The following is a 22,908-nucleotide window of genomic DNA, read 5'->3' as shown; positions in this document are numbered from 1 at the left end:
GCCAACTCAATGCCACTGATGTTTTTAATTTGAGTAGCCCAAAAAAACCTTTGGTGAGTAGCAAGCTATGTTGCTGTACGGACATTTTTTCTGGGGAGAAAAAACGCACCCCCAGGTGCGGCAACAAACTTGCCCTCTTTTCACGGTTCCCCTACCTAAGTAGGTCAACCACCGTGACAGAGGGAAAGATGATACGAAAATAATCAAAATTAGAGTGCCGATCCAGTGATGGAATAGTTATAGGTATTGAGGAAGTTCCCAATACATACTCTAGGCGATGAATTTATCTAGAAACGAATCGCACACGGAAAAATTCTGTATAATATCCAAAATAGGGGTTTAAAAAAGAAGTTTTCCGTATATCCAGAAAGAAGGTAGCTGTAATGCTTGATATATTAGGATTTAGAAAAAGATTATAGGTCAACTTTCCCTATAATAAATAGTTATGCATCTTACCCAGCACCTTTCTGCGCCGCTCCAATTAATAGGTAGAAAATGTCATCCTCCGAGCCAATTAGCATTCGTCAGCTTTCCGCCAACGACCTGACACTTATGGAGGGCTTATTGATTACCTTCGGTGAGGCTTTCGATGAAGTTGATACCTATAGCTCGTCTCGTCCAAGTAATGCCTATCTCAAGCGTTTGTTAAACAGCGATTATTTCATTGCGCTTGCAGCATTAAAAAATGGATCAGTAGTCGGAGGTATCGCCGCTTACGAACTCCAGAAGTTTGAGCAGGAGCGTAGTGAAATTTATATTTACGATCTGGCTGTTGCAGCAGCGCATCGACGTGAAGGAATTGCCACCGCATTAATCCAGGAATTAAAGAAGATCGCTGTAGCGCGAGCAGCTTATGTTATTTTCGTGCAGGCGGACATCGGGGATGACCCGGCGATTGCACTCTACACAAAGCTTGGGGTACGCGAAGATGTGCTTCATTTCGATATTGCTGTTCCGGTCGGCGATGAAGATGCATAACAACCGGAATGCACTGGAACTTTGGAGTATAGTAGCTAGTAGCTGGAGTTGTCTGAGTCCGGCGAAAAGAACGTTAGTCAGCAGGTGTTGAGCGCATCTCAATTAAGCAAAAAGGAGGAGGATTCTCTTGTTTTCAGAGAGTTTTCTACCCCAAGCAACTGAACGGCTGATTCTCCGTCGGTTTATTGATCTGGATCTGGAACGATTTCTTGCTTACCGCCAAGACCCTCAAGTAGCTCGATTCCAAGGTTGGTCAATGCTCTCTAACGCTGAAGCAAAACTCTTTATCAACGAAATGCAGACAGCAGTAATCGGGATACCAGGCGAATGGTTTCAAATTGCGATCGCACACAAGCAATCCAACTTACTCCTTGGTGACATCGGGATGCAGATTTATGCTGAAAATCCAACAATCGTGGAAATTGGTTTTACTTTGAGTCCTGATGCGCAAGGTAAAGGATATGCTAAAGAAGCTGTTCAAGCTCTAATTAATTCACTGTTTGAGCTTGAAGCTATCAACAAGTGGCACAACAAATCATGCAGCAACGGTTAGGTAATTAATCGAACTTTGTCATACAGATGACAAGACTACAAGTTATGGGAGTCGGAAATTTAAGTTTTTGTAATGGCTTGTTCTTCATCCAAGAGTACTTTAATTTGATTGAGCAATTTCTCCAACGCTTTCTTTTTCTTCGGGTTATCCCAGACTTTGGATGAACCAAGTTGTTTGCTTAATTCCTTGTACTGGGTTTTAAGTGATGGGGTAGTGTCTGCTTTCTCCTGAGCGAAGATATCTCGTATCCTCTGTTGGATTTCTGTAAGTGATAAATTCTCTTTGATTGCTGCTTGCAGTAAAGGAGCGCGTTTTACATCCTCCTTCACTTTGGCGATCGCACGCGCTTTGGTGTACTCAATTGACCCCTTTTGCAGTGCCTCTTTAATATCTTCAGGGAGATTGAGTAATGGCAGGCGATTAGTACGGAAGGATTCAGCTGAAAGCCTACCAAGAGAGGCAAATATACCTTCTACTACAACATTTTCTTCATGGCGGATAACGTTATCCGCTTTTTCATCATCTGAAGGATGGATAACATCATCAAGGGTTTTGCTTTCCTTCTTTTCTTTTTGGCGGATAACGTTATCCGCTTGTTTTCGGTTGGCTTTTTCCATGCGGTTGAGCAGGCTAATTACCTCATCCTGGGTTGAATTGAGGCGCAGTGCCAGTAACTCCAAAATTCCGATTGTTTCCTCATACGCATTCAAATCTTCACGCTGGAGGTTTTCAATTAATTGCACCTGCTTAACCGTGTCGTCGTCCATTTCCTTGATGACGACAGGCACTTCCTCCAACCCGGCCATAATAGCTGCTTTGAAACGACGCTCGCCCGCAATGAGTTCATAACTTCCATCTGGCCGAGGGCGCACGATTAATGGTTCGAGGATGCCTAGCTCTTTAATAGATAGCGAAAGTTCTTCCAACTTTTTGGGGTCGAAATAACGCCTGGGTTGGGTGGGCGGTAATTTAATTTCCTGGATGAGAATCGTGTTGGTTGATTTGTTAGATGGCGTTGCGGGTTCATCTTCGCTACCGCCAAACATTAAATCTATTGGGTTAGCGTGTTTGAGTTTTGCGGTGTACGCTGCGTCTTTTTTACTCACAGAACCTCCTAGTAAGTGTGGCAGACCTGTGGGTTTAGCCCGACGACTCCACTTTTAATTTGTCTAACTCTTTGGCAATCTTATTTAGGATTTTGACTGCGGGGTGTTTCTTATCATACATTCCCAACGGCATTCTGCGCTCCGAGGCATCCGCAAAGGCGATAGATTTGGGGATAGGAGGATATATCGTACCAATTTGGGAAAGTTGTTCTTCCACAGCTTGGAGAGTGCGGGTTTCTTGTGCGGTGCGGCTATCGAGCATTGTGGGAATAAACCCAGCAATTTGTAGTCCTTTGTTGAGCTTTTTTTTAACCCTGGCGACAGTATCAAGTAGTAGGTCTGTACCCAGGAAAGATTTAAATTGACACTGAATAGGTACGAGAATATGAGTAGCAGCAGTTAGGCTGAGGATACTTAAAATGCCAAGCGACGGGGGACAATCAATGAGGATAAAATCGTAATCATCGCGGATGGGGGCAAGGGCTTCATGGAGGCGATATTCGCGTGCGGTGGCAGCTGGTAGGAGGAGTTCGGCGGCACTTAAATTGATATTGGTGGGTGTCAGTGCCATACCCTGGATTTTTTCAGGGTAGACAAATAATGGTTCTTCATCAATTATCGCGTTATAGACAGTTTTTTCTAGTTCTTCAGGGTCTACACCCAAGAAGTTGGTTAAAGATGCCTGTGGGTCCATGTCCACGAGTAGGACGCGGTGCTTGTTGGCTGCGAGATGGTAGCCCAGATTGTGAGTCAAAGTTGTTTTGGCAACGCCCCCTGACTGGTTGAATAACGTAATGATGCGAGTTTTAGTCACGATAGTTGGTTGAAAATTTTTTGTTATTTGGGGATGAGTTAGAGAAGGCGGATAACGTTATCCGCTAAGAAGAAAATGTAATGAAGTTCCATATACAGGTGATTGTAGCTGTGAGTGTGGCGCAATACAAAATTCAAGGGTTCGCCAGTAATTCGATTAGCATTGGAACTTAAACTTTTAGTAAGATATGATGCACGAAGCACGAGTGTGAAATTAGCAAAAATGCAGATACAGGATTTACCTTTACTGATCAATCAGAAAGTTACGGGAAATAAAAATACAGCCTGCTACGTAGATAGAACTCAGACTTTATCAAAGCCGCTTTCATAAGTATGGCTGTGTAATTGTTCTCTTGAAATATAAGCATATATAGTTCCAATAATTGATTTGTTTCGTGTAGATTCTTTCTTGTCTTTGGGGAGACGTGTGAATGGCGCTTAAAGCCTTAGATCTATTTTGTGGCATGGGTGGTTTATCTTGGGGATTGAAAGCTACTGGAGTTATTGAACCATTCTGGGCAGTAGATAATCATAATCCTGCTCTGGCTCTTTACAGGCGCAATCTACCAAATACTTGTGTATTAAATCTTGACTTATCTAAACTTTCAAATATAAGAGAATTACTTGAAAAAATTCGATTTAATGGTGGAGTTGATTTAGTTGTTGGTGGTAGCCCCTGCCGAGGTTTCACACAAATTCGTAATGGTCAAGATACAGATTCAGACCCGCATAATCGTCTTGTCATGAAGTTTGCTGAGATTGTGCGAGAGTTAAATCCCATTGGTTTTATTTATGAAAATGTGCCGACTCTAGAAAATTTTCCGGTATTTAAACGATTTATTGGTAGGTTAAGAGGGCGAAACAGCTATTCTGTTACTCATGCAGTATTAGAAGCTGCAAACTTTGGAAATCCCTCTCGAAGAAAAAGATTATTTGTGGTGGGTATTAGATGGGATGTTGGGCAAGTTCCAATTATTCCCAAAGGATTGGATATTCCTCATCATAATTTTTGGTGGCAAAGAGATGAGCAAAATGGAAAAATATTATACTACCCAAAGCTTAAGGAGCCTTGGCGATCGCGTCTAGTTGATCCAGATGAAGAGCAACTGGTAAATGTAGAACAGGCAATTTCAGACTTGCCAATTCTAGAAACCAAAACTCATGGAAGTAATCGCTCTTACTCAACTCCTCCTCAAAGTGCCTATCAAAAATGGGCAAGACAGCAATTAAAGGAAACTGATGGTCATGTAGTTCAACGCATACGACCAGAAACTCTTTGTAGGTTAAAAGCTGTTATACCAGGTGGCAACTGGAGAGATTTACCTGAACCCTTAACTTATAAAATTCCTGGCGACCCAACAAGTGGAAAGCTAAGGCGCAGTCACTATAGTGCTTACCGTCGGCTGCTTCCAGAAGGTCACAGTCCCACAGTACAAGGTCACGCAGATTTTGCTTACCATTATAAGTATGAAAGAACACTTACTCCCCGTGAGTTAGCTCGATTAATGGGCTTCACAGACGATTTTCGCTTAGGACACGAGTATCATTCAGTCGTCCAAGCAATTGGTAACGCTGTACCTCCTATACTGGCAAAGGCGATCGCACAATCTTTGATTAGACAACTGGATTAATGCTCGCTCTAGCGGTTTTGCTCAAATGTGCAGCCTATTACAGAAAAAATTCGTAAAAATATGTAAATTAAGTTACTTGAATAAACTGAAGCTTGAAGAAGTTGAGATTTATCAATAGCTGTATTTTCTAACTAGATTAGTGAATTCTCCCAAGTACTTTTGGCAGTTACTTAGATAATTTGGGTATCTTTTATATAGTATGGTCTAAACAGGACAGGGTGGATGCTAGCAGAACCATCGCCAGATGAAGCTATTCGTATAATTTTTGGTCTGGATGTGACAAGTATTGCATCTGTAGACCCATCATTGGCAACGACCCTCAGAAACAACTTAAACTCAGAACGTCTACAGCAGATTGCAGCAGCGTCACCTAAAGATGGTTCTCCTACTGAAACTCAAGCTGGAATAACTTCAGCTAGAGAAACTTTCACAAAACGGCCTTGGGAAGAAATTTTTAGAGAAATTTTTAATCCGGAAGCAACCCATGAAGTGTGCGATGAGTCTGGTGCTTACATCGAGGAAACACAGCCAAAAAGTCCTAAATTAGAAGTCAGACATTTATTGTTCGACCGAATACTTGGCTGTTTAAAAAAGAATAGGCACTCAATACAAATACATCCGCTAGAAAAAGACCTAGTTTATTTATCTGCTTTAAATATTTCTGAGCGTCGGCAACTTTTTATTAGTTTTCCTGTTTCTCCCGTTTCTCTCGGCATCCTTTTAATTATCTACTATGCACATCTCCCTAGAGAGTTAAGAGATATTTATAGTACAAATCATGCAGTATCCGCTAAAGATTTTGCTATTTGGATTCGACCTCAAGATAATGGTCAAATTTATAATTTAAGAACAACTAGAGCATTTAATCTTGTCGAAAAACAGGACGATGACTACCTTCTCAGAGAGAGAATCGTTTGTTTACCCGCGTATAAATTTGATGAATCATCAAGAAGTGAACGTTTAAGAGTTGTGATGGTAAGGTCACTTTCAGATGCGGCTGAATTACTAAAGCAGTCAAATTATTGCTCCCTAGTTGTAATTGACGATCCATCTGGGCGAACTTATCCATCTCCGTCTACCTATGGAAATGAAGCATATGAATTAGCTACCGTTTGTAGACAAAAAAAAGTTCCTATGGTGGGAATCATTCCTCCTTGGGTAATGAAAGACATTGAATATCATGAGAAAAAGCATCCTTGGGGAATCTCACTTTGGGCAATAGACTTCTGGTCTTTGCGTTCTTATCCAGAGGAACGGGGTCTTTTTGCTAATAGTGAAACAATTCATCCAATTGAAGAGAGCTATTTATTGCTTGAAAGAAAACGTCAATCGTTGAGAGAATCACAAGTAATTATCAAAACTTTTGACTTTGATACTGAAGATGAAGAAAAAATAGCAGAGCTTTTCCAAGAAACATCTAATTTACTTATTGATTTAGCTAAACAACCTCAGCTTAGGAATGTTGGAGTCACAGGATGGGAAATTTGGCGACATCTCTCATCTCCAGTTTTACCTTTTTACCTCCTCTGGGGTAAATTTCTGGAAAGCGCACTCCAACGCTTACAGAGTGCGGCAAATAAATCTCAAGATGATAAAGCTCTAAATTTATATAATCTTCTCAGTTCTCTTGCACTTAGGCTACAAAAACTCAACCCTAATCCTTTTATTGAAATCATCAAAGCATCTGATGGTAAAACCATTATCGGAGTTGAAGATACAGAAATAGCTAATGCTTTACAGGAGTTTTTGATAGGAAATACCTCTTCTTCATCTGTACCTCAAATTTTACCACTTAGCCAAATTCGAGGAATGGGTGGAGAAAAACTTATAGTTATAGGTCAGCCAAAGGCTTGTCACCGGGATATCTTACAAACAACTTTCTTCCGCCATATTGATGTTTTGCTGTGGTCATTCCTATCGGAGCGTGCGGAACGATGGTGGAGTAATTTAGAAATTGATGCTAGAGAATGGCATCGGAAAAGTTGGCGGAGATTAACTGAAAATCAACAGCTAAGGAAAGAATTAGGACGTTACAGCTTTAGTGCTGAATATACATCAGTTCAGGTAGTTAATACAGGAAAAGCTACATTAAGCAAGAGTATTAATTTATCAAAACTTGAAGAAAGCTTCAGTAACTTGAGTGTAAGTAGTTTAGATTCAGTTTTGACAAATTATATTTCAAATAATTTAGATTCGCATTATTTAGTAGAGTTTGAGCATGATTGGAAAATTAGGGTAGCACCAGGAAGTGACTTTTTAGTTTTATTAAGTAAAAAAGCTCAGGTTGTTTCTGTCAGAGAAATTACTGCGGAAACAAAAGTAGTTTTATTTGATGGTATGACTCGTGATGAGTTATTTGCTCAAAAGGCTGGTTTACTGGAGGACACTAAAGTTAACTATCTCTATCGCGTCCAGTTGGAAGGTTGGCGGGAGTTAGTAAAAAAGCAAGTAAAAAAATTGAAATTGGCAGATCTATGCCAACAAATTCGACGTGACACACTTATATCAATTAGTGAAGAAACAATTAAGTACAATTGGATGAGTGGTGATGACCTTCTCAGCCTACCTCGTGAAAAAGAACATTTCTTCTGGTTTGTACCACCTTTAGCTCATTCAGGTTTTGAAGAATTTTGGCGAAAAGCTAATGACTTGAGAATTAAGCGTAGACAACTTGGTCAAGTGATATCTGCGTGCGCTCAAGAAGGATGGAAAGAGCGAAAATCAGATGAAATTGTGTTTCAATACGAGCAAGTTTTTATCACTGTTGGTGAGTTGCGAGATGCAATGTTGGTGTTAAAGGTACAGTCCAAACCTCAACTAATTCGTCAACCGCCTGAATTTCCCTATAACCGTCTTTTTAGGATGAGACCAAACGGTTAAAGTTGTTAAGTTAAGCACATCCAGGAAATAATATTTTAAAACTTGAAGTGTAAGCAGCACAGCAACTTTGATCCACATGGCGTGGGCGCTTTGCGCTATCTAGAATCAATATAAAGGCTGAAACGCTTGTATAGTAGTATTTGTAGATTATTTGCAATCTGGTGATAGCTTTTGTAACACTACCCCTACTGGAAATTTTATGCTAAATAAGATATGGCTTGACCAGGAGTAACACTTGGTGAGATAAACTACTTTACTGAGCAGAGATTATAAGGAGACGATTGAATATTGAAAAATCAAAGCTTGAATTTTCCGGCGCAGGAGGGAATTGGCAAGTTATTGATGAAGTGGACGACCCTACGGTTATCCAACAGCAAGATCGCGTCTCCTGTGGCCCTGCTTGTGCTGAGATGCTACTGAAAGCCCTTGGAGTTAATGACATTGGTCAGGAACGTATTGCTTCAGTATCGGGTACTCCTGTAGATGTAAATACTTTAGCACAAGCACTTCAGGAACTAGATTATGATACTTCGAGAAAATGGATGGGGGGTTCCTTAAACATTCAAGGAGCAAATGAAGAAGAACTGCTGGAAGTACTTATGTCCACAGGGTTATGGATTGCAGCGCTTCGAGACCCAAGAGAACGTCTGGCTCACTTAGTCGTAGTTAATGCTTACGATACTGATGGCAGACTTTGCATTCGAGACCCTTGGAATAAAACCCGATATAAAATGGATAAATATACTTTCTTGCAATACTGGACGCTTCAAGGCATATATCTTATATCTTAAAAAATTATGAAGACTCAAGTCTTGAAAATTCAGCCAAACACTGACACAAATTTATTGAAGGTTTGTATATCAATTGCTGATAAACAACATCATTTCACATTTTCACGCCAGTTCAACCAGATTGCAAATCATCAATTACAAATTATAAATTATGACAAGAATTTTGGAGATACTTTTAAATATAACCAACATATTATTGACGAGGTAATAAGTCTTGTTCGCAAGTTTTTTAAAGGAGATGATTTGACCCTACCTCAAGAGATTGGTGATTTTGGTACACCTGAAGAAGCATTAGCATTACAAAAGCCTTTCAATCAGTCCTCAACAACTGACCCAGAATCAATTTTGACTGACAAAGGTTTAAATGTATTTGACTCCCAAAGACAGGAACAACATCGACAATTTGTTGAGAGTTTTTATAGGCGTATACGTGGTCACATAACAGGAACATCTGACCATCGAAGTGTTGTCACAGGTTCAACCCAACCTCGACGCTTAATGCCAACTGGGTACCTTTCGCCGTTACCAGCAGCTTCAACAGTCAGTAGTGAACAGCAAAATACTTTTCGTCCTAGTAACTGTGGTTTAGTAATTAACTTAGCAGCAGATTGGAATCAAAAGCAATTACCTGTTGATTTGAGCATTCGTTTCAGCGTTTTTCTACCCAAAATTGATTTGAGTAAAGCTGTTGACAGGTCACTTCGGCCGATGTGGCAGCGTTTTGATATCGGTGCTAATATTAGTTCTACTATTCAAGATTTATTAGATAATTCTTCTACTCTTGCCAAAATTAATCAAGATATTACAGAACAATTAAATAATATTACTGAAACACATCAAGCAGATTCTCTAGCTTGGTTATTAGGACTAGATCAAACAATAATTAATAATTTGACTGAATCCGAAGTTGCCTTTGCTCAAGCCGAAAATTATCAAGCCTTAAAAACACAACTAAGTCAACGAATAGCTAACAAAAAAAGGAACAACAAAAATGACAAAGCCACTGCTGACGATGAAATTAAGTTAGGTCAAATTGCTCCCATTTACTTCAAAGTTCAGGTAGAAGCGCAAAGACGAACTTTAGGCGGACAAACGAGACTACGTTTATTTTTGAGAAATAAAAGTGAAAAAATTGATAGTTTTGCTGACCCAAGAGATACAGGTTTGTTTGGAGCAAGTCTTGCAGTTAAATTACCGAAAGAAATTTGGCAACCAATAGAGTTATCTCGATTTCAAGTATCTTATCAAGTTGATTCTACTGTTCCTGCTCAAGGAATTAACTGTACACCCCAATCTGAGGATATTAATGGTGTAGTTCGTATTTGGACTGAGTTTTTACCAATTTATTGGCAAAAAAGACTTTATACTGCTGGCATTCAAGCACCATTTAAAAATTTGGCGCAAGCCAATGGAGATGCTGACCTACAAGTACTCCAATCAATTTTGCTTCAGATGCAGGAGTATCGCAATAATTGGCAAGCATTAATTAACCAAAAACATCCACAAACAGGAGGTACTCAACATAGTGCTGATGCACAAAAAGATTTGGATAATTTTCAACAAGAAATTCAGCGATTTGAGCTAGGTATTCAGGTCTTATCAAATCCAAAATATGCACAGTTGCGGCGAGCTTTTAATCTAATGAACCAAACGTTCGCCGAAATTGACGATAAACGCAAACAGCGTAATAAATCTCCTTATGAAAATTGGCGACCTTTCCAGATAGTTTATATTGTGTCTAACCTTGCTGCCTTGGCAGCACGACAATGGACAGGAGATTTTGCTAGTAACGCCTTAGCACAGGTTGACCATGCGGCTGTGGTTCATTTTCCCACAGGCGGTGGTAAATCCGAAGCAGTAATGGGAATTATCCTGACTCAAGCATTTTTTGACCGCTTGCGGGGCCGAGATTGGGGTGTTGTGGCTTGGTTGCGCTATCCCTTGCGCTTACTAACTTATCAACAGTTGCAACGCTTTTTGGACACTTTGGTTGTTGCTGATGAAATCAGAAAAACACAACCAGATTTAGCTAAAACACCTGAATTTACAGTAGGTTACTACGGCGGTCGAGATAATAGCCCTAATTCTCTTAAGTCTGTTCCTGATGAAGCTCAAAAGTATATAGGACGGGCTACAAAGGAGATGCAAGATAGGGGTATAAAACCGCTTTTTAAATATTTAACATTAGCTGAGGTTGGTGAGCATGTTCCTGAATCCATACAGCAGTACCGCATGGTGATGCGTTGCCCCTACTGCGGATTAGAAAATGTCCACACTTTTATTGATCCACAAACCAAAGAACTTCGACATCGCTGTGGTTCTCTCAATGAACCTTTACCTCAAGGTGCTTGCGGTCGGGAAATTCCACTCTACATAGTTGATGAAGATATTTATAGCCGACTACCGACTTTGCTGGTAGGAACTCTCGATAAAATTGCCAACATCACTTTCCGTCCAGCCAGTCGTACTTTGTTTGGCGCAGCATCGCATATTTGTTCGGTGCATGGTTTTGCTGCTAACTATACTTGTCACAAACAGGATTCCGTGGGTGGATGTACTCGTCGAGATTTAAAAGTTATCTCCACACCACCCGTTGACCCTGGTATCCCTCTCATTTTTCAGGATGAGTTACACCTACTGCGCGAAGAGTTGGGGACTTTTGATGGTCATTATGAAGCTCTCATTGATGCTATTCACCAAGAACGAGGAGCTAACCGCCCTAAAATATTAGCAGCAACCGCAACGATTGAAGGGGCGGAGCAACAAATCAGGCATCTTTACTGGCGAGAACTTTCTCAATTTCCAGTGCGAGGGCCTGCTCAGGGGCGCAGTTTTTATGCAAACGAACATAGCCTTTATATAACCAGAGGTTTTGTTGGACTACGCCCAACAGCCGCAAATGCCCTTGATGCGACAATGGCTTTAATTTTAGCTTTGCGAACTGAGTTAGAAATTATTCGTAATGAACCTACAAAATATAAGGTTGAGTATGGACTTGGTTCTTTAACTGATGATCAATTTTTGAGGTTGGTTGATGAGCATGACCTTTGCTGTACTTATGTAAACTCAAAAAATGATGGTTCTGATATTCGACGTTCTATTAATGAACAAGTAAAAGCAGTATTACGAGAACAATTTGGAGAAGACAAAGCCAATGCTATGCTTCCAGAAGCAATAACTCTTTCTGGAGATGATGGCATTGATGTAGTTAAAGAAGTTCTCAAGCAGATGGAAACACCACAGATAAATTTAAAACCGGATGACCCAGAACGACTATCAGATGTAGTAGCAACCAGTTTAATTTCTCATGGGGTCGATATTGACCGACTCAATTTGATGTTGTTTTACGGATGGCCCAGCACCACAGCTGAATATATCCAAGCATCAAGTCGTGCTGGACGAACTGTTCCTGGATTAGTGTTTATTTTATTTAGACCTCAACGCGCTCGTGAAAGAGCTATTTTCGACTATTTTGTGAAAGCACACGAATATTTAGATCAAATGGTAGAAGCTGTTCCTATTGACCGCTTTGCTCACAACGCACTTTATAGAACAGCTTTTGGTTTGCTGCTTGGGCGCTTATTACATATTGATGCGCCTGCTGCACGACCCGGAAAACAGGAAATAGACATAGCAGACTTGGATAAAATAGATAAATTACGAGACTTAATTCATGGTATTGGAATAGGGCGTTCAGCTATTAATTTAACGGCAGTAGTCAACAATATTTCTACAACCATTAACCCAGATAATTTACCAGAAGGAGAGGTTTTTCAAACAGCACTTAGCTTGCTAGAAAATGCTTTTATATCCCAAATTGAGCGCATTGTGCAAGACCCTAACGAATCTAATCAAGTAACAAATGCTCTCACAAAAAATGATATACCTAATGATTTCCGTTTATTGTTATCTCTGCGGAATGTCGATACAGGTATTAGGATTACCGGATACTAATTTTTATAGGAGAGCGTATGAATCAACAAGCATATACCCGTTCTAAAGGGCAAGTTTTGCACCGCTTTGAACCAGGAAGCGTTGCAACAATTTCTATTGGGACTATTGAAATTAGTAGACATGATGCACGTAAAGTAGATGACTTGGGTAGGGATTTACAAGATGCTGTGCGGCAAGAATTAACCCGTTGGAAGTATTTAGATGCTCAGATGGATGCTTTCCGAAGGTACACAGCAGAATGTGTTTTTGTTACTACTCAATTAGTTTATGGGAGAAGATTAGATGTACGTGAATGCGCTAAATGTGGAGCGATTCGTTACATGAGACAATGGAGAGGAGAGCGAGATGCTCCCTGCCAGCGTTGTGGTCATCCTACCTTAAACGAAATTCCATTTGTGTTTGCTCATGCTGATGGCACAATGATTCAGTTAATACCCGATGCTTGCCCCGATCACAGATTCGATTATTTAGTCCTTGAAAGAGGGGTTCAAAAACGCTGGCGTTGTAAAGTTAACGGCTGTAGTCATGCGGAAGCAATAGTCCATCGTTTAGCGAAGCAATCGATTATGAAGCGTCCTGATGTTGCGGATTCTGTAGAGGCAAGAACTGGGAATGCTCCTAATCAATATATGACCTTGACCACTGTTTCTGATAATAAACTTCAGGTTGTTCATTCAATTTCTCGAATTAACCTAACTCAAAATGTTAAAAAGTTTTTAGCTTATTCAGAATCTTTTCTTGCTGTTTTAGTAATCCATTTAAGTTATTTTAATAGTCAAGGTAAAGATATTTATCAAATCACAGAAATTATTCGAGTTATTGGTCAAGGAACACAGACAGACCAAAAGGAGTTGGAGCAATTAATTAAAACGCTGCAAATGAGCGGTTTAGATGAAGCAACAATCCAAACAATTTTGTCTAACAAAAAACAAGTTCAAGAGAGTGAGGCAGGAGGCCCAGTAGTTGCAGAATTGAAAAAAGCACTAAACCAACTTTCCCCAAGTACAAAACAACTTTTAGGAGATGCTAAGGCTGAAAGAGAAACACGAGATCGCGGGGAAAGTTTAACAACAGCGCAGGAAAATGCTCGCACTCTTCGAGAGCAACTGAGTGACTATGCTGTGCTAATGGATTTAAAGCGTAAAACCCTTGATGATGCTGTCAATGATTTGGGTAACATTAGCTCTCCCTTCTGTGCCAATCTACGAGCAGCAGGGGATTTAATGCGTAAAAGCTTGGGAATTAGTCAAGTGACGGTGATTCAAGACTTACCTGTTTTGCATCTTGCTTATGGGTATACTCGCTTATCTCACCAACCAGAAGCTGCCGTTTTGTGGGCATTTGACCGGAAAAACTTTGATTTGGCAGGTGAAGAACCAAAGATAAACTGGATTCCCATGCCTGTTTGTAAACTAACAACTGAGGCACTTCTGTTCCAGTTTGATGCCAAAAGGATTGTGAAATGGCTCCATGCCAATAATTTGGCTCCCGCTCCAGCTAGCATCAGCGAACCAACACTTTGGCTTTTGGAGCGTCACAGTCGGATTACTAGCCGTAGTGGGCCAGCTTTTGATGATAATTTATCTCCAGATTTTCTAATTCCCTGGTTGGTGAGTTCGGCATTACACAGTGCTAATCATCTGTTAATTAAGGCGATCGCTGACCAAAGCAGTTTCGGCGAAACTGCTCTTTCTGAACATTTACTTTTTAGTCTCAACCAAACCATCGTTTTTGTAAATCGCCTACAAGAATTTTCCCTTGGCGGACTGAAAACCTTCTTTGAGCAGCGTCTAGATCAAGCATTCCAGAGCCTTTTGCAAGAAAGAGGCGATTGTATGTTTGATCCCTATTGTGAAGAAACTTTAGGTGGTGCTTGTAATGGATGCTTGCATTTACCAGAAGTGGTTTGTCGCCTGTTTAATAATGCTCTCAGCCGCATCCTACTTTACGGTGGTGAAATTAGTGTAGACATGGAGGGTGTGCAAAGAACCCTTTGGCATGATTTATCATCTGTGGTTGGCTCTGATGACTTTATTGGTCTGTGGGATAGTAGTTTGGATTAGGCTATAACTGCGGTGTGCAGAAGTTTTTATTTTCCTTACTTAACTTTGCTGGATGTAACCAATATCCAATTTCTCCATCGCCTTACGCTTAGTCTCCTCACCCCGTCGGTCATACTTCCCCGTGGTTACAGGAGAAGCGTGTCCGGCTAATTTCTGCACCGTAACGATATCAACCCCCGCATCCAACAAGTCAGAACAAAACGTCCTTCTAAAATCATGGGGGCTAAACCTCTCAACCCCAGCCGACTCCGCCCGTTTTCGCACAATCATCAATATTGCCTGGGGAGTCATCCTTCGCCATTGCAACTCTCCCCCCTTGCGGATGGGTAATAGTAGCGGTCCCGGTTTGCGTGTGCGGAGTTTCAACCACTTTTCCACCGCTGCAATAGCACGGGCCGGCATATACACCGTACGGTCGGTTTCATTCTTACTACCAATAATCTCCAACGCCCCGGTAGCTAAATCTACATCTTTCAAATGCAGGGCAACTACCTCAGCCCGTCGCAACCCACACCGCAGTATTGCAATTAACGCCGCATCCCTTACCCCCACAGGCGACTTGTCAGCTTGACAAATCCCCATTAGCGCTGTAATTTCATCAAGTTTTAGCGCCCTACCCCTAAGTCTTTTTTTTGCCTTGATAGACGGTAAATCTACTGCTTTCTGGTAGTCAGTTGCAGCCATCAAATCTAACTTAAACGCTTCAGTGAGTACCCTCCTTAAAGCACACAACATTTTATTTGCAGTTGCCGGGGCGTGTTTTTTCATCAAAGCAGACCTGACAGCAGCAGTATGTTGATAACGCAGCGATGCCCAGTTGAGAGTTATGTAATCACATTTGTCGTTAGTCAACAAAGCCGCGATCGCATTGAGGGCTTGTTCCATAGTTGGTCTCGACCCAGGTGCAAGACTATCCAAGTACACCGCTGCTGGATGAGCAGTCAGCGGTAATGGCTCCGTTAAAACCAGTGTCTTGACTACCCCTGGACGCATTAATTTATCAGAACTAGATTTCTAGTAAACAATCATCCCACTTAATAGCCATCGCTTCTACTTAAAGTCAAGTGTTTATTTGCATTTCTTTATAATTATTGAGTAGATGTATTCTCTAACGTCGGGGGTGGTATAGTCCGTCCGAAGGATTCCATTCCCAACCCACGCTCATTGGATCGCGGTTGCGTGTATAGCTAAGAAATTCTTTGCTACTGAGTTTTTCTCTTTCTGCAATCAAGCTTTGGGGGGTAACACCAAGTCTTGGGGCAAGACTTTCGTTTGTCCTGGGTTGTAATTCAACTTGTGTTTGTTGGTATGGGTATGATTGTCTTCTTTGTTTAGGTTGACTGTTGTATCGAGTTGATAAAATAGCCCGTTCGATTAACTCCAGTTTTTTGGACATTGCTTCGAGTTTGGTTTCCACCGACTTATCTCTATCAGCAAGATGGGACTCCAATTCCTCCAACTTCTCCTGCAATTGTAAAACTTGTTTGCTGCCAGCTAAATCGATATCAATATTGCTATCAAATGTTGCTACTAACTCCTCTAATGCTTGCAGCAAGGCAATTGTATGCCCCTGCCGATGTAGCTTGGATAGTTGCCGAACTATCCCAATTAGTGGGACAGGCACGCGGATCATCTCGCTGGGTGGGGACTTTTGTTCAGCCATTTGATATCAATTTCGATATCGACAAGCTGATTTTAAAAGTTATGGCGTGTCACCGGAATTTACTGAGTATTAATCATATCCAACTGTTGTAATATTGTTACATATCGACATATCTTAGTCAGGCGAGCGGGTCAATTTTGGGTTTGAAGGGGGAAGAAGCGATGTCTTCTCTAAGAGACGCTTTCAGCGAACGAGAGGCTGCGCCCTAAGCGTAGCTATGCCGTAGGCTTTACGAGACGCACTAGCGAACGCGTCTACGCACTCTCGCGCCCATGCCTTCATGCGATCGCCTTTGATGCAGCATAGCCCATCGCACTTGATCGAATAATCTGTTGTCTTCTCCTACAACCAACTCTCAGTTATACCCCAATCAACTCCAGTAACGCCTCTGTCGATATCTTGCCACTGATATCAGTACCTTCCAGCAAGCTATCTGCCAAATCTCGCTTGTGGTGATGCAAGTCCACAATCTTATCTTCAATAGTATCTTTTGCTACTAAACGATAGATAGTCACCGGGCGTTGTTGGCCAATGCGATGGGCGCGGTCTGAGGCTTGGTCTTCTACGGCGGGATTCCACCAAGGGTCCATGTGGATAACGTAATCGGCGGCGGTGAGATTCAGACCTGTTCCCCCCGCTTTCAGGCTAATCAAAAACACATCTCCTGACCCAGCCTGAAAAGCATCCACCCGTTTTTTCCGTTCTGCGGCTGGGGTACTGCCATCTAAATATTGATAATTAATACCTTGCTTATCCAGATAATTGCGGATGATATGCAAATGGTCAACAAACTGACTAAACACCAAAGCCTTATGACGATTCTCCAGTAAATCCCCCAGCACCTCAGCAAAAAGTTGCAGTTTCGCGCTGGATAGTTCAGTATCAGGCATAACGAGACTGGGATTACAGCAAGCCCGCCGCAGTCTCATAATTTCTGCTAGCACTTGTAGATGTTTCTGACCAGCAGTTGCTTCACTTTCGGTCAGTTTGGATATTGCCTCACGGCGCAACGCTTCATAGAAAGCCATTTCCTCCCGGCTCAACTCCACATGCAACAAAATTTCGGTACGAGAGGGCAATTCTTCCAGCACCTGATTTTTCGTGCGTCGCAACAAAAATGGTTGAATGAGTTTTTTGAGTTTGCTGCGTACTTGTTTATCCTGAAATTTCTCAATCGGGATAGCAAAACGTTGATTGAAGCTTTCAAAGGAACCCAGAAGCCCAGGATTGATAAAGCGGAATAAATTCCACAATTCGCCGAGGTGGTTCTCAATCGGAGTCCCGGTGGTAATCAGCTTGAAACCACCTTTGAGGTTCATCGCTGCTTGGGAACGTTTGGTGGTCATATTTTTGATTGCTTGGGCTTCATCCAGCACAATCGTTTGCCACTGCACCTGGGAGAGCATTTGCGATACTTCTTCTTGCTGCAACAGACCGTAGCTGCACACCAGCATATCAAACGGTTGTAAGTTTTTGAGTAGTTGCTGGCGATCGCTCCCACCAAATTGCACAATATTCAGAGTAGGCGCAAACCTAGAAGCCTCGCTCACCCAATTCATGCACACCGAAGTGGGAGCAACAATCAGGGTTGGCCCCTCATGGGCGCGCATCAAGATAACAGCCAACGCCTGCACGGTCTTGCCCAGTCCCATTTGGTCTGCCAAACAAGCTCCCACACCCCAATGTGCCAACCGCGCCAGCCAATTGAATCCTTCCATCTGGTAGTCGCGCAGTTCTGCTTGGAAGGTAGAAGGGAGTTCAGGTTGCAAATTCTGCACCTCCCTCAAACGCTGGATATGTGCCTTCCAGTGTTTGTCTGCTTTCACCTTGCCTACCTCATCCACAAAATCCTCTAAGCCTAATGTTGCCAGTGGGTGAAAGCGTATACCTTTACTATGTTTTTCTGAAAACGTCCGCAATTCATCCAGGCGTTTGCGAAAGGCTTGGGTTAAAGCCAGGAATTGACCATCACCAAGGGGGATAAAACGACTTGGAGTTTTATCCAAGAGTTCTAGTAGTTGCTGCATATCCAGCACTAGGTCATTATCCAGTTTCAACTCGCCAGTGGCAGCAAACCAGTCCTGCTGGCGTTGAATGGACATTTGGAAATCTTTGAGGTCTGCTTGGTGCTTGACACGTAGTTTTTCTCCTTCCGGCCATTCCAGTACCACTGTGTCCCCTAATGCTTGCAGTTCTAGCAGTAATTCCAAACAGTCTTCTGGGTCTTCTATGAGCCATTCCCGATCTTGTTCTTCAGCACGAGTTAAGGTAGGACAGGCTGCTATAGCGGCATTGGCAAGTTGCTTTTCTTCATGCAGATTACGTCTAGTTTGCAGACGCTTACCGTCTATCTCTGCAATCACAGTCTCACCCCCTGTGCCAGGACGGTAGTAGGGGCCACCTTGGGCAAAGGGACGAGATAGCACAGATATTTTCAATCCAGCATTGGCAGGCAACAGGTGAATATGGGGTATAGTCTGGGCTGGTACTTCTTCTGCTCCTTCCAGTCCGCCACCAATATCAGAATGCACGGTGACGATGCCAGAGACAGCATTGATGGCTGCCAAGACTTGTTTCTCGGCAGTGGCGGGTACGTTGAGTCGGTTTTCCTTACCGATAATCTCGGCGATACGTCGGTGTTGGGCAGTAATTTCAATTACCTTGATGCGAGTAGGGGTTTCTTTGACAGCCAGGATACTCTCTGATGCCTCTAGTTTGGGAGAAAATTCCAAACTTAAGCGATCGCGTTTCCCTTTTTTGACGATTAATTCTGGTTCTCCCTTGACGATTTCCACGCGGGTGGTGGGCGAATCTTCCCAAAATACCAAGGGGTGTCCAATCAACGCAGAGATTGCCTTGGCGCTGAACGTGTACTCAGTTTTCCCGTAATACCCATAATCGTAGGAAGTAAATGTTTCAATACAGCCACATACGCGGATATCTTGGGGTGTGAGGTAATCAAATTCACCCAAATTTCCACTGAGGCGCTTGATGGCTATTGGGCGACCTTTACTCCACTCACCTTTGGCATTAACCTTTTGTTCGCGGGGTTGCAGAAGACATTTGCTGGGATAGAAAGTAATAAACCATGCCAAGCGTAGTTCTGCTTGAGCCTTTACAGGTGTTGGCGATGCTTTCTGAAGATTTGCAAGTGCATTTAAGCACATCTCCCAAGGTTCTTGTGGCTGCATCAAGTCAACGATGCTGTCTATGCCGATATCTTCGCCCAGGATTTCTGCTTGGGTTTCATAGCTACTATTCGGTTTGAGTCGGGACAAGAGTTCTGCACTCTCCATCGCCAACCAGTGATAACCAGATGCTACAGCTTGCTGGTAGAATTCCTCTAACAACCTGGGTAAGTGCTTTTTGGCTCTGTCGGCATCTACCCAGTAATGGCACAGAGCGAAAAACAGGGTTTCTAGGCTGTTGTGTTCTTCAGGGAATAGAATGCGGTTGCTGATGATGAATTCTTTTTGAGCAATATCGCCTAATTGGACTTGCAGCAGGATTTTCAACTGTGCATAAATCGACCTCAGCCAATGGTCTGATTGACGTGCGAGTAGACTGGTGTAATCGAGTGCTTCTTGGAGACTGTCGCGCGAACCATCTTTTAACAGTGCCAAAATAAAAAACAAGCCGCCCATAGTGCTAAAATACACCTGGCGCTTGCCTGTGGCTTTTTTGAGGGATTTGAGACCAGCAGTGTAATCAGCGATCGCTTGCTGATTATCACCGCGTAAAAAGTTCAACCAACCTCTGTATACAAGGCTATTATCTCGATAATCGTCGGATATGGAATCTAAACTCTCCTCTGCTTCTTGAATACAACCCCGCAGTAGTAGTTGTTCTGTCAAAACTATGTGCAGGTAATCTGAGTTATGTCTACCTTCTGTAGCGCATTCTTCTTGCAGTAGAGCAAAGGCTTCATCTGCGGGAGAACATTTTAGTACGGCATTGATGAGGATGATTGATATGCAGTTGTCATACAATTCCTGTGGCAGGGTGCGAAACCAATCGGCATCGAATGGGTTAGTGCAAATCTGCTCAAAGATATTTTCGATAGATATCTTGTCGTCGTTGTAATTGTATCTGTTATAGTCTTCAATTTGTTTATTAATGTAACTGAGGTTCTGACTGTAAAGACCAATCCGGACTTCTCTGATAAATTGGCTTTCCCTTTGGAAATACACTGGCCCATCTTGCCAACGAGCTTTTATTCCTAACTTGTCATGCACTGCTTTGACCATGTATTCAAAACAGCCGGCTTTTACTGCTGAGCGAGTAGCAATCTCTACCAGTAAAGGATGGCATTGAGGCCCTTGACCGTGTTCTTGAACCAGCAAGCCTGCTGCTAGCAATCCATCGATATAAGGCTTTAATGTAGAACTAGTGAAAGACTTGTAATTTTGATCGCGCGCACCGATGTAATTGAAACAGTCTAGGAACGAAGTTCTGTTGATCGGTTCGTAAATTACTGAGAACAGTTGGACAATCTTTTCTTCTAGGGGTGGTAGCTGACTGTATGCTTGGGTGAGTTGCGTTTGTAGTTGTTGGTTATCAGCCTCAGAATCGGTCATGGTAATCATTAGGCGTTACCTGTACTCATCCAAAATAATTAATACTGCCAGCTAGTGATTGAGAAAATTCTCAATTGTTGGACATAGTTGTGGGATTGTACTGATATTGTCTCAGATTTGGAGGTATATCGATATTGAGTAGACGACAGTTGTGATAAATCTTCGTACCTTTGTGGGATTTTAAGTTTACAACGTATTAGTTCTCTGTGGGCGATCGCGCTTCACGCTGCCTGCATCACCCCACTTTTTAAGCTAGACATTTTGGGGAAAGCCGTACCCAATCAATTCGTATTGTTACTACCTTTTATTTAGTAAAATTTTAGGTGCGGTAATCCTGAATTTTATAAGTGAGATTAACCGTATTTTCAGTCATTATATTTCGCCATATTCTAATAATCAAAGCAATGATAAATCCTGAATTAAGTAAATAAAAAATTACAAATCGGAGAGAGTTATGGTATTAGTACGCTACAACCCCTGGCAAGAATTGAACGCACTGCAACGTCAAATCGATTCCTTATTTGAAGATTTTCAAGCACCCACTTTGGCTAGAGCTATAGCAGCCGAACTACACGAAACCGAAGAAGCCATACACCTGAAGCTGGAACTGCCTGGAATCGAGGCTAAGGATGTAGATATCGAAGTCACCGAGAATGCAGTGAAAGTGGTTGCCGAACGTAAAGAAGAAACTAAAACCGACAATAATGGTAAAACAAGAAGTGAATTTTACTACGGCAAATTCCAACGAGTAATTCCCCTGACTGCTCGCATTCAAAATACCAACGTCAAGGCAGAATATAAAGACGGTATTTTGAATTTGACTCTACCTAAAACCGAGCAAGAAAAAAATAAAATCGTCAAAATTAACCTTGGAGAAGCTGCGGCATAGAGTTGATATCAGTCAACAGATATTCAACTAATAGTGTGACATGATGTTAAACCTGGTTGAAATTTATCAACCAGGTATTTTATTTTAATAAATACTTGTTAAATTGCTTTAGTTGGAATAAAAAGTGCGATTGGAAGTTCGGCTAATTCGAGGTCAAGATAACGCAATAGCAGAATAAGTTCATGAGCGAACAATTTGCCAGTCCGATGGATTTGCTGTTTGATGAAGAATCGTTGCTTTTGGGGATCGAAGCTGAGGATGCGGTAGGAGGTAACATCGGTGCTGGTTTAGACTGGGGTTCTGCCATCGGTCAACTAATGCTCAACCCTGGATTGTTTAGTCGCCTAACTACTTTACGGGTTTCGCTCAACCGGGAAGTGCGCTTGCTACTCAACGATTGGAATTTGGGAACTGCGACTTCTGTTGCAACTTCTACAGCACGGGAGCGCCTGCTCCAAAAGTTGAGAATGCCCACCCCTCAAGTACGAGAACGCATCGAGGCTATTTTACAGAGGGATGAACTTTATGGCGAAGAGTTTATTTCCAACCGACAGGTGCTACGCGAACTAATTCTTGTAATGCTGACACAAGAAGATTGGGAAACTATAGCAGCAGTTGCGGCAGATTCATTGAAAGTGCAAATTATGCACCAAGCCTCGGCTCTGGAAAATCTCGGCGAATAAATATCAAGATTGTCCACCAAATCTAGCAATCAATTCCTCCCGTGACAATTGCATGAGTAATGGGGTAAATTCTTCAGGTGATAATGCTAATACTGGTTCAATAATTGCGCTTAATTCTTTATCTAATGAACCAAAGCGAACTTGTAGTAAGTTTTCCACTACAAGACGTTCACCTTGTTGAATCCCTTCTTGTTTGGCTTGTTCTCGGTCTTGTTGATACAGTGGTTCTAGCCGCATAATTAACTCCCTAGTGCGATTCGTTTAACCCAAATGAGTAGAAATACTCTCTTAAGGTTAGCTAGGTTAACCAACCTAGACAACTTGGAT

At 42.0% G+C, this 22,908-nt stretch carries 14 protein-coding genes and 1 pseudogene; 9 read left to right on the top strand and 6 right to left on the bottom strand.

The features are described 5' to 3' along the window. Window positions 1–495: 495 nt before the first annotated feature. Both GNE10_RS13815 and GNE10_RS13810 read left to right on the top strand, forming a co-directional pair. Window positions 496–978, top strand: coding sequence for an AAC(3)-I family aminoglycoside N-acetyltransferase (locus tag GNE10_RS13815; RefSeq protein WP_185565666.1), 483 nt, complete (start codon window positions 496–498; stop codon window positions 976–978). A gap of 127 nt (window positions 979–1,105) precedes the next feature. After that, window positions 1,106–1,531, top strand: coding sequence for a GNAT family N-acetyltransferase (locus GNE10_RS13810; protein ID WP_221642841.1), 426 nt, complete (start codon window positions 1,106–1,108; stop codon window positions 1,529–1,531). 59 nt (window positions 1,532–1,590) lie between these two features. Here GNE10_RS13810 and GNE10_RS13805 read toward each other — a convergent pair whose 3' ends face one another. Both GNE10_RS13805 and GNE10_RS13800 read right to left on the bottom strand, forming a co-directional pair. Continuing rightward, a complete protein-coding gene (locus GNE10_RS13805) occupies window positions 1,591–2,637 on the bottom strand; it encodes a ParB/RepB/Spo0J family partition protein (RefSeq protein ID WP_311774811.1) in 1,047 nt (348 codons plus the stop codon). A 34-nt stretch (window positions 2,638–2,671) separates the two neighbouring features. Further along, entirely contained in the window at window positions 2,672–3,451 is a 780-nt protein-coding gene (locus GNE10_RS13800) for a ParA family protein (RefSeq protein WP_185565665.1), read from the bottom strand. A gap of 430 nt (window positions 3,452–3,881) precedes the next feature. On the opposite strand from GNE10_RS13800, the gene GNE10_RS13795 reads away from it, so the two are divergent. The 5 genes from GNE10_RS13795 to GNE10_RS13775 all read left to right on the top strand — a co-directional run bounded on the left by GNE10_RS13795 (window position 3,882) and on the right by GNE10_RS13775 (window position 14,769). Further along, on the top strand, window positions 3,882–5,081 hold the full coding sequence (locus GNE10_RS13795; RefSeq protein WP_185565664.1) for a DNA cytosine methyltransferase: 1,200 nt from the start codon (window positions 3,882–3,884) through the stop codon (window positions 5,079–5,081). 222 nt (window positions 5,082–5,303) lie between these two features. Then, window positions 5,304–7,961 (top strand): hypothetical protein, encoded by a 2,658-nt coding sequence (locus GNE10_RS13790; protein ID WP_221642840.1) that lies wholly within the window; start codon window positions 5,304–5,306, stop codon window positions 7,959–7,961. A gap of 281 nt (window positions 7,962–8,242) precedes the next feature. After that, window positions 8,243–8,752, top strand: a complete 510-nt coding sequence (locus tag GNE10_RS13785) for a cysteine peptidase family C39 domain-containing protein (protein ID WP_185565663.1) — start codon at window positions 8,243–8,245, stop codon at window positions 8,750–8,752. A 6-nt stretch (window positions 8,753–8,758) separates the two neighbouring features. After that, window positions 8,759–12,706 (top strand): helicase-related protein, encoded by a 3,948-nt coding sequence (locus tag GNE10_RS13780; RefSeq protein ID WP_185565662.1) that lies wholly within the window; start codon window positions 8,759–8,761, stop codon window positions 12,704–12,706. Between the two features lie 17 nt (window positions 12,707–12,723). Continuing rightward, window positions 12,724–14,769 (top strand): hypothetical protein, encoded by a 2,046-nt coding sequence (locus tag GNE10_RS13775; RefSeq protein ID WP_185565661.1) that lies wholly within the window; start codon window positions 12,724–12,726, stop codon window positions 14,767–14,769. A 39-nt stretch (window positions 14,770–14,808) separates the two neighbouring features. On the opposite strand, the gene GNE10_RS13770 is transcribed toward GNE10_RS13775, so the two are convergent. From GNE10_RS13770 to GNE10_RS13760, 3 genes are all read right to left on the bottom strand, one after another. Then, complete coding sequence (locus GNE10_RS13770; RefSeq protein ID WP_185565660.1) at window positions 14,809–15,762, bottom strand: site-specific integrase; 954 nt, start codon at window positions 15,760–15,762, stop codon at window positions 14,809–14,811. 115 nt (window positions 15,763–15,877) lie between these two features. After that, a complete protein-coding gene (locus GNE10_RS13765; RefSeq protein ID WP_185565659.1) occupies window positions 15,878–16,432 on the bottom strand; it encodes a hypothetical protein in 555 nt (184 codons plus the stop codon). A gap of 359 nt (window positions 16,433–16,791) precedes the next feature. Beyond that, window positions 16,792–21,018 (bottom strand): DEAD/DEAH box helicase, encoded by a 4,227-nt coding sequence (locus tag GNE10_RS13760; RefSeq protein WP_221642839.1) that lies wholly within the window; start codon window positions 21,016–21,018, stop codon window positions 16,792–16,794. A 445-nt stretch (window positions 21,019–21,463) separates the two neighbouring features. Here GNE10_RS13760 and GNE10_RS13755 point away from each other — a divergent pair, with 445 nt between their 5' ends. After that, entirely contained in the window at window positions 21,464–21,898 is a 435-nt protein-coding gene (locus tag GNE10_RS13755; RefSeq protein WP_185565658.1) for an Hsp20/alpha crystallin family protein, read from the top strand. A 182-nt stretch (window positions 21,899–22,080) separates the two neighbouring features. Continuing rightward, window positions 22,081–22,581: a hypothetical protein gene (locus GNE10_RS13750; protein ID WP_185565657.1), complete on the top strand. Its 501-nt coding sequence runs from the start codon at window positions 22,081–22,083 to the stop codon at window positions 22,579–22,581. 3 nt (window positions 22,582–22,584) lie between these two features. On the opposite strand, the pseudogene GNE10_RS13745 reads toward GNE10_RS13750, so the two are convergent. Beyond that, window positions 22,585–22,830 (bottom strand): annotated as a pseudogene (locus tag GNE10_RS13745) (hypothetical protein); the annotation flags it as partial. Window positions 22,831–22,908 lie beyond the last annotated feature (78 nt).

Origin of the sequence: Nostoc sp. 2RC (genome assembly GCF_014222165.1) — a bacterium.
In the GTDB taxonomy this organism is placed as follows: domain Bacteria; phylum Cyanobacteriota; class Cyanobacteriia; order Cyanobacteriales; family Nostocaceae; genus Nostoc; species Nostoc linckia.
This window is presented reverse-complemented; position numbering and strand designations above follow the sequence as displayed.

What these genes read in the sequence shown, in the direction of transcription:
- GNE10_RS13815 (WP_185565666.1), top strand. Translation starts at nt 496, where the DNA reads ATGTCATCCTCCGAGCCAATTAGCATTCGTCAGCTTTCCGCCAACGAC.
- GNE10_RS13795 (WP_185565664.1), top strand. Translation starts at nt 3,882, where the DNA reads ATGGCGCTTAAAGCCTTAGATCTATTTTGTGGCATGGGTGGTTTATCT.
- GNE10_RS13790 (WP_221642840.1), top strand. Translation starts at nt 5,304, where the DNA reads ATGCTAGCAGAACCATCGCCAGATGAAGCTATTCGTATAATTTTTGGT.
- GNE10_RS13780 (WP_185565662.1), top strand. Translation starts at nt 8,759, where the DNA reads ATGAAGACTCAAGTCTTGAAAATTCAGCCAAACACTGACACAAATTTA.
- GNE10_RS13775 (WP_185565661.1), top strand. Translation starts at nt 12,724, where the DNA reads ATGAATCAACAAGCATATACCCGTTCTAAAGGGCAAGTTTTGCACCGC.
- GNE10_RS13770 (WP_185565660.1), bottom strand. Translation starts at nt 15,762, where the DNA reads ATGCGTCCAGGGGTAGTCAAGACACTGGTTTTAACGGAGCCATTACCG.
- GNE10_RS13765 (WP_185565659.1), bottom strand. Translation starts at nt 16,432, where the DNA reads ATGGCTGAACAAAAGTCCCCACCCAGCGAGATGATCCGCGTGCCTGTC.
- GNE10_RS13760 (WP_221642839.1), bottom strand. Translation starts at nt 21,018, where the DNA reads ATGATTACCATGACCGATTCTGAGGCTGATAACCAACAACTACAAACG.
- GNE10_RS13755 (WP_185565658.1), top strand. Translation starts at nt 21,464, where the DNA reads ATGGTATTAGTACGCTACAACCCCTGGCAAGAATTGAACGCACTGCAA.
- GNE10_RS13750 (WP_185565657.1), top strand. Translation starts at nt 22,081, where the DNA reads ATGAGCGAACAATTTGCCAGTCCGATGGATTTGCTGTTTGATGAAGAA.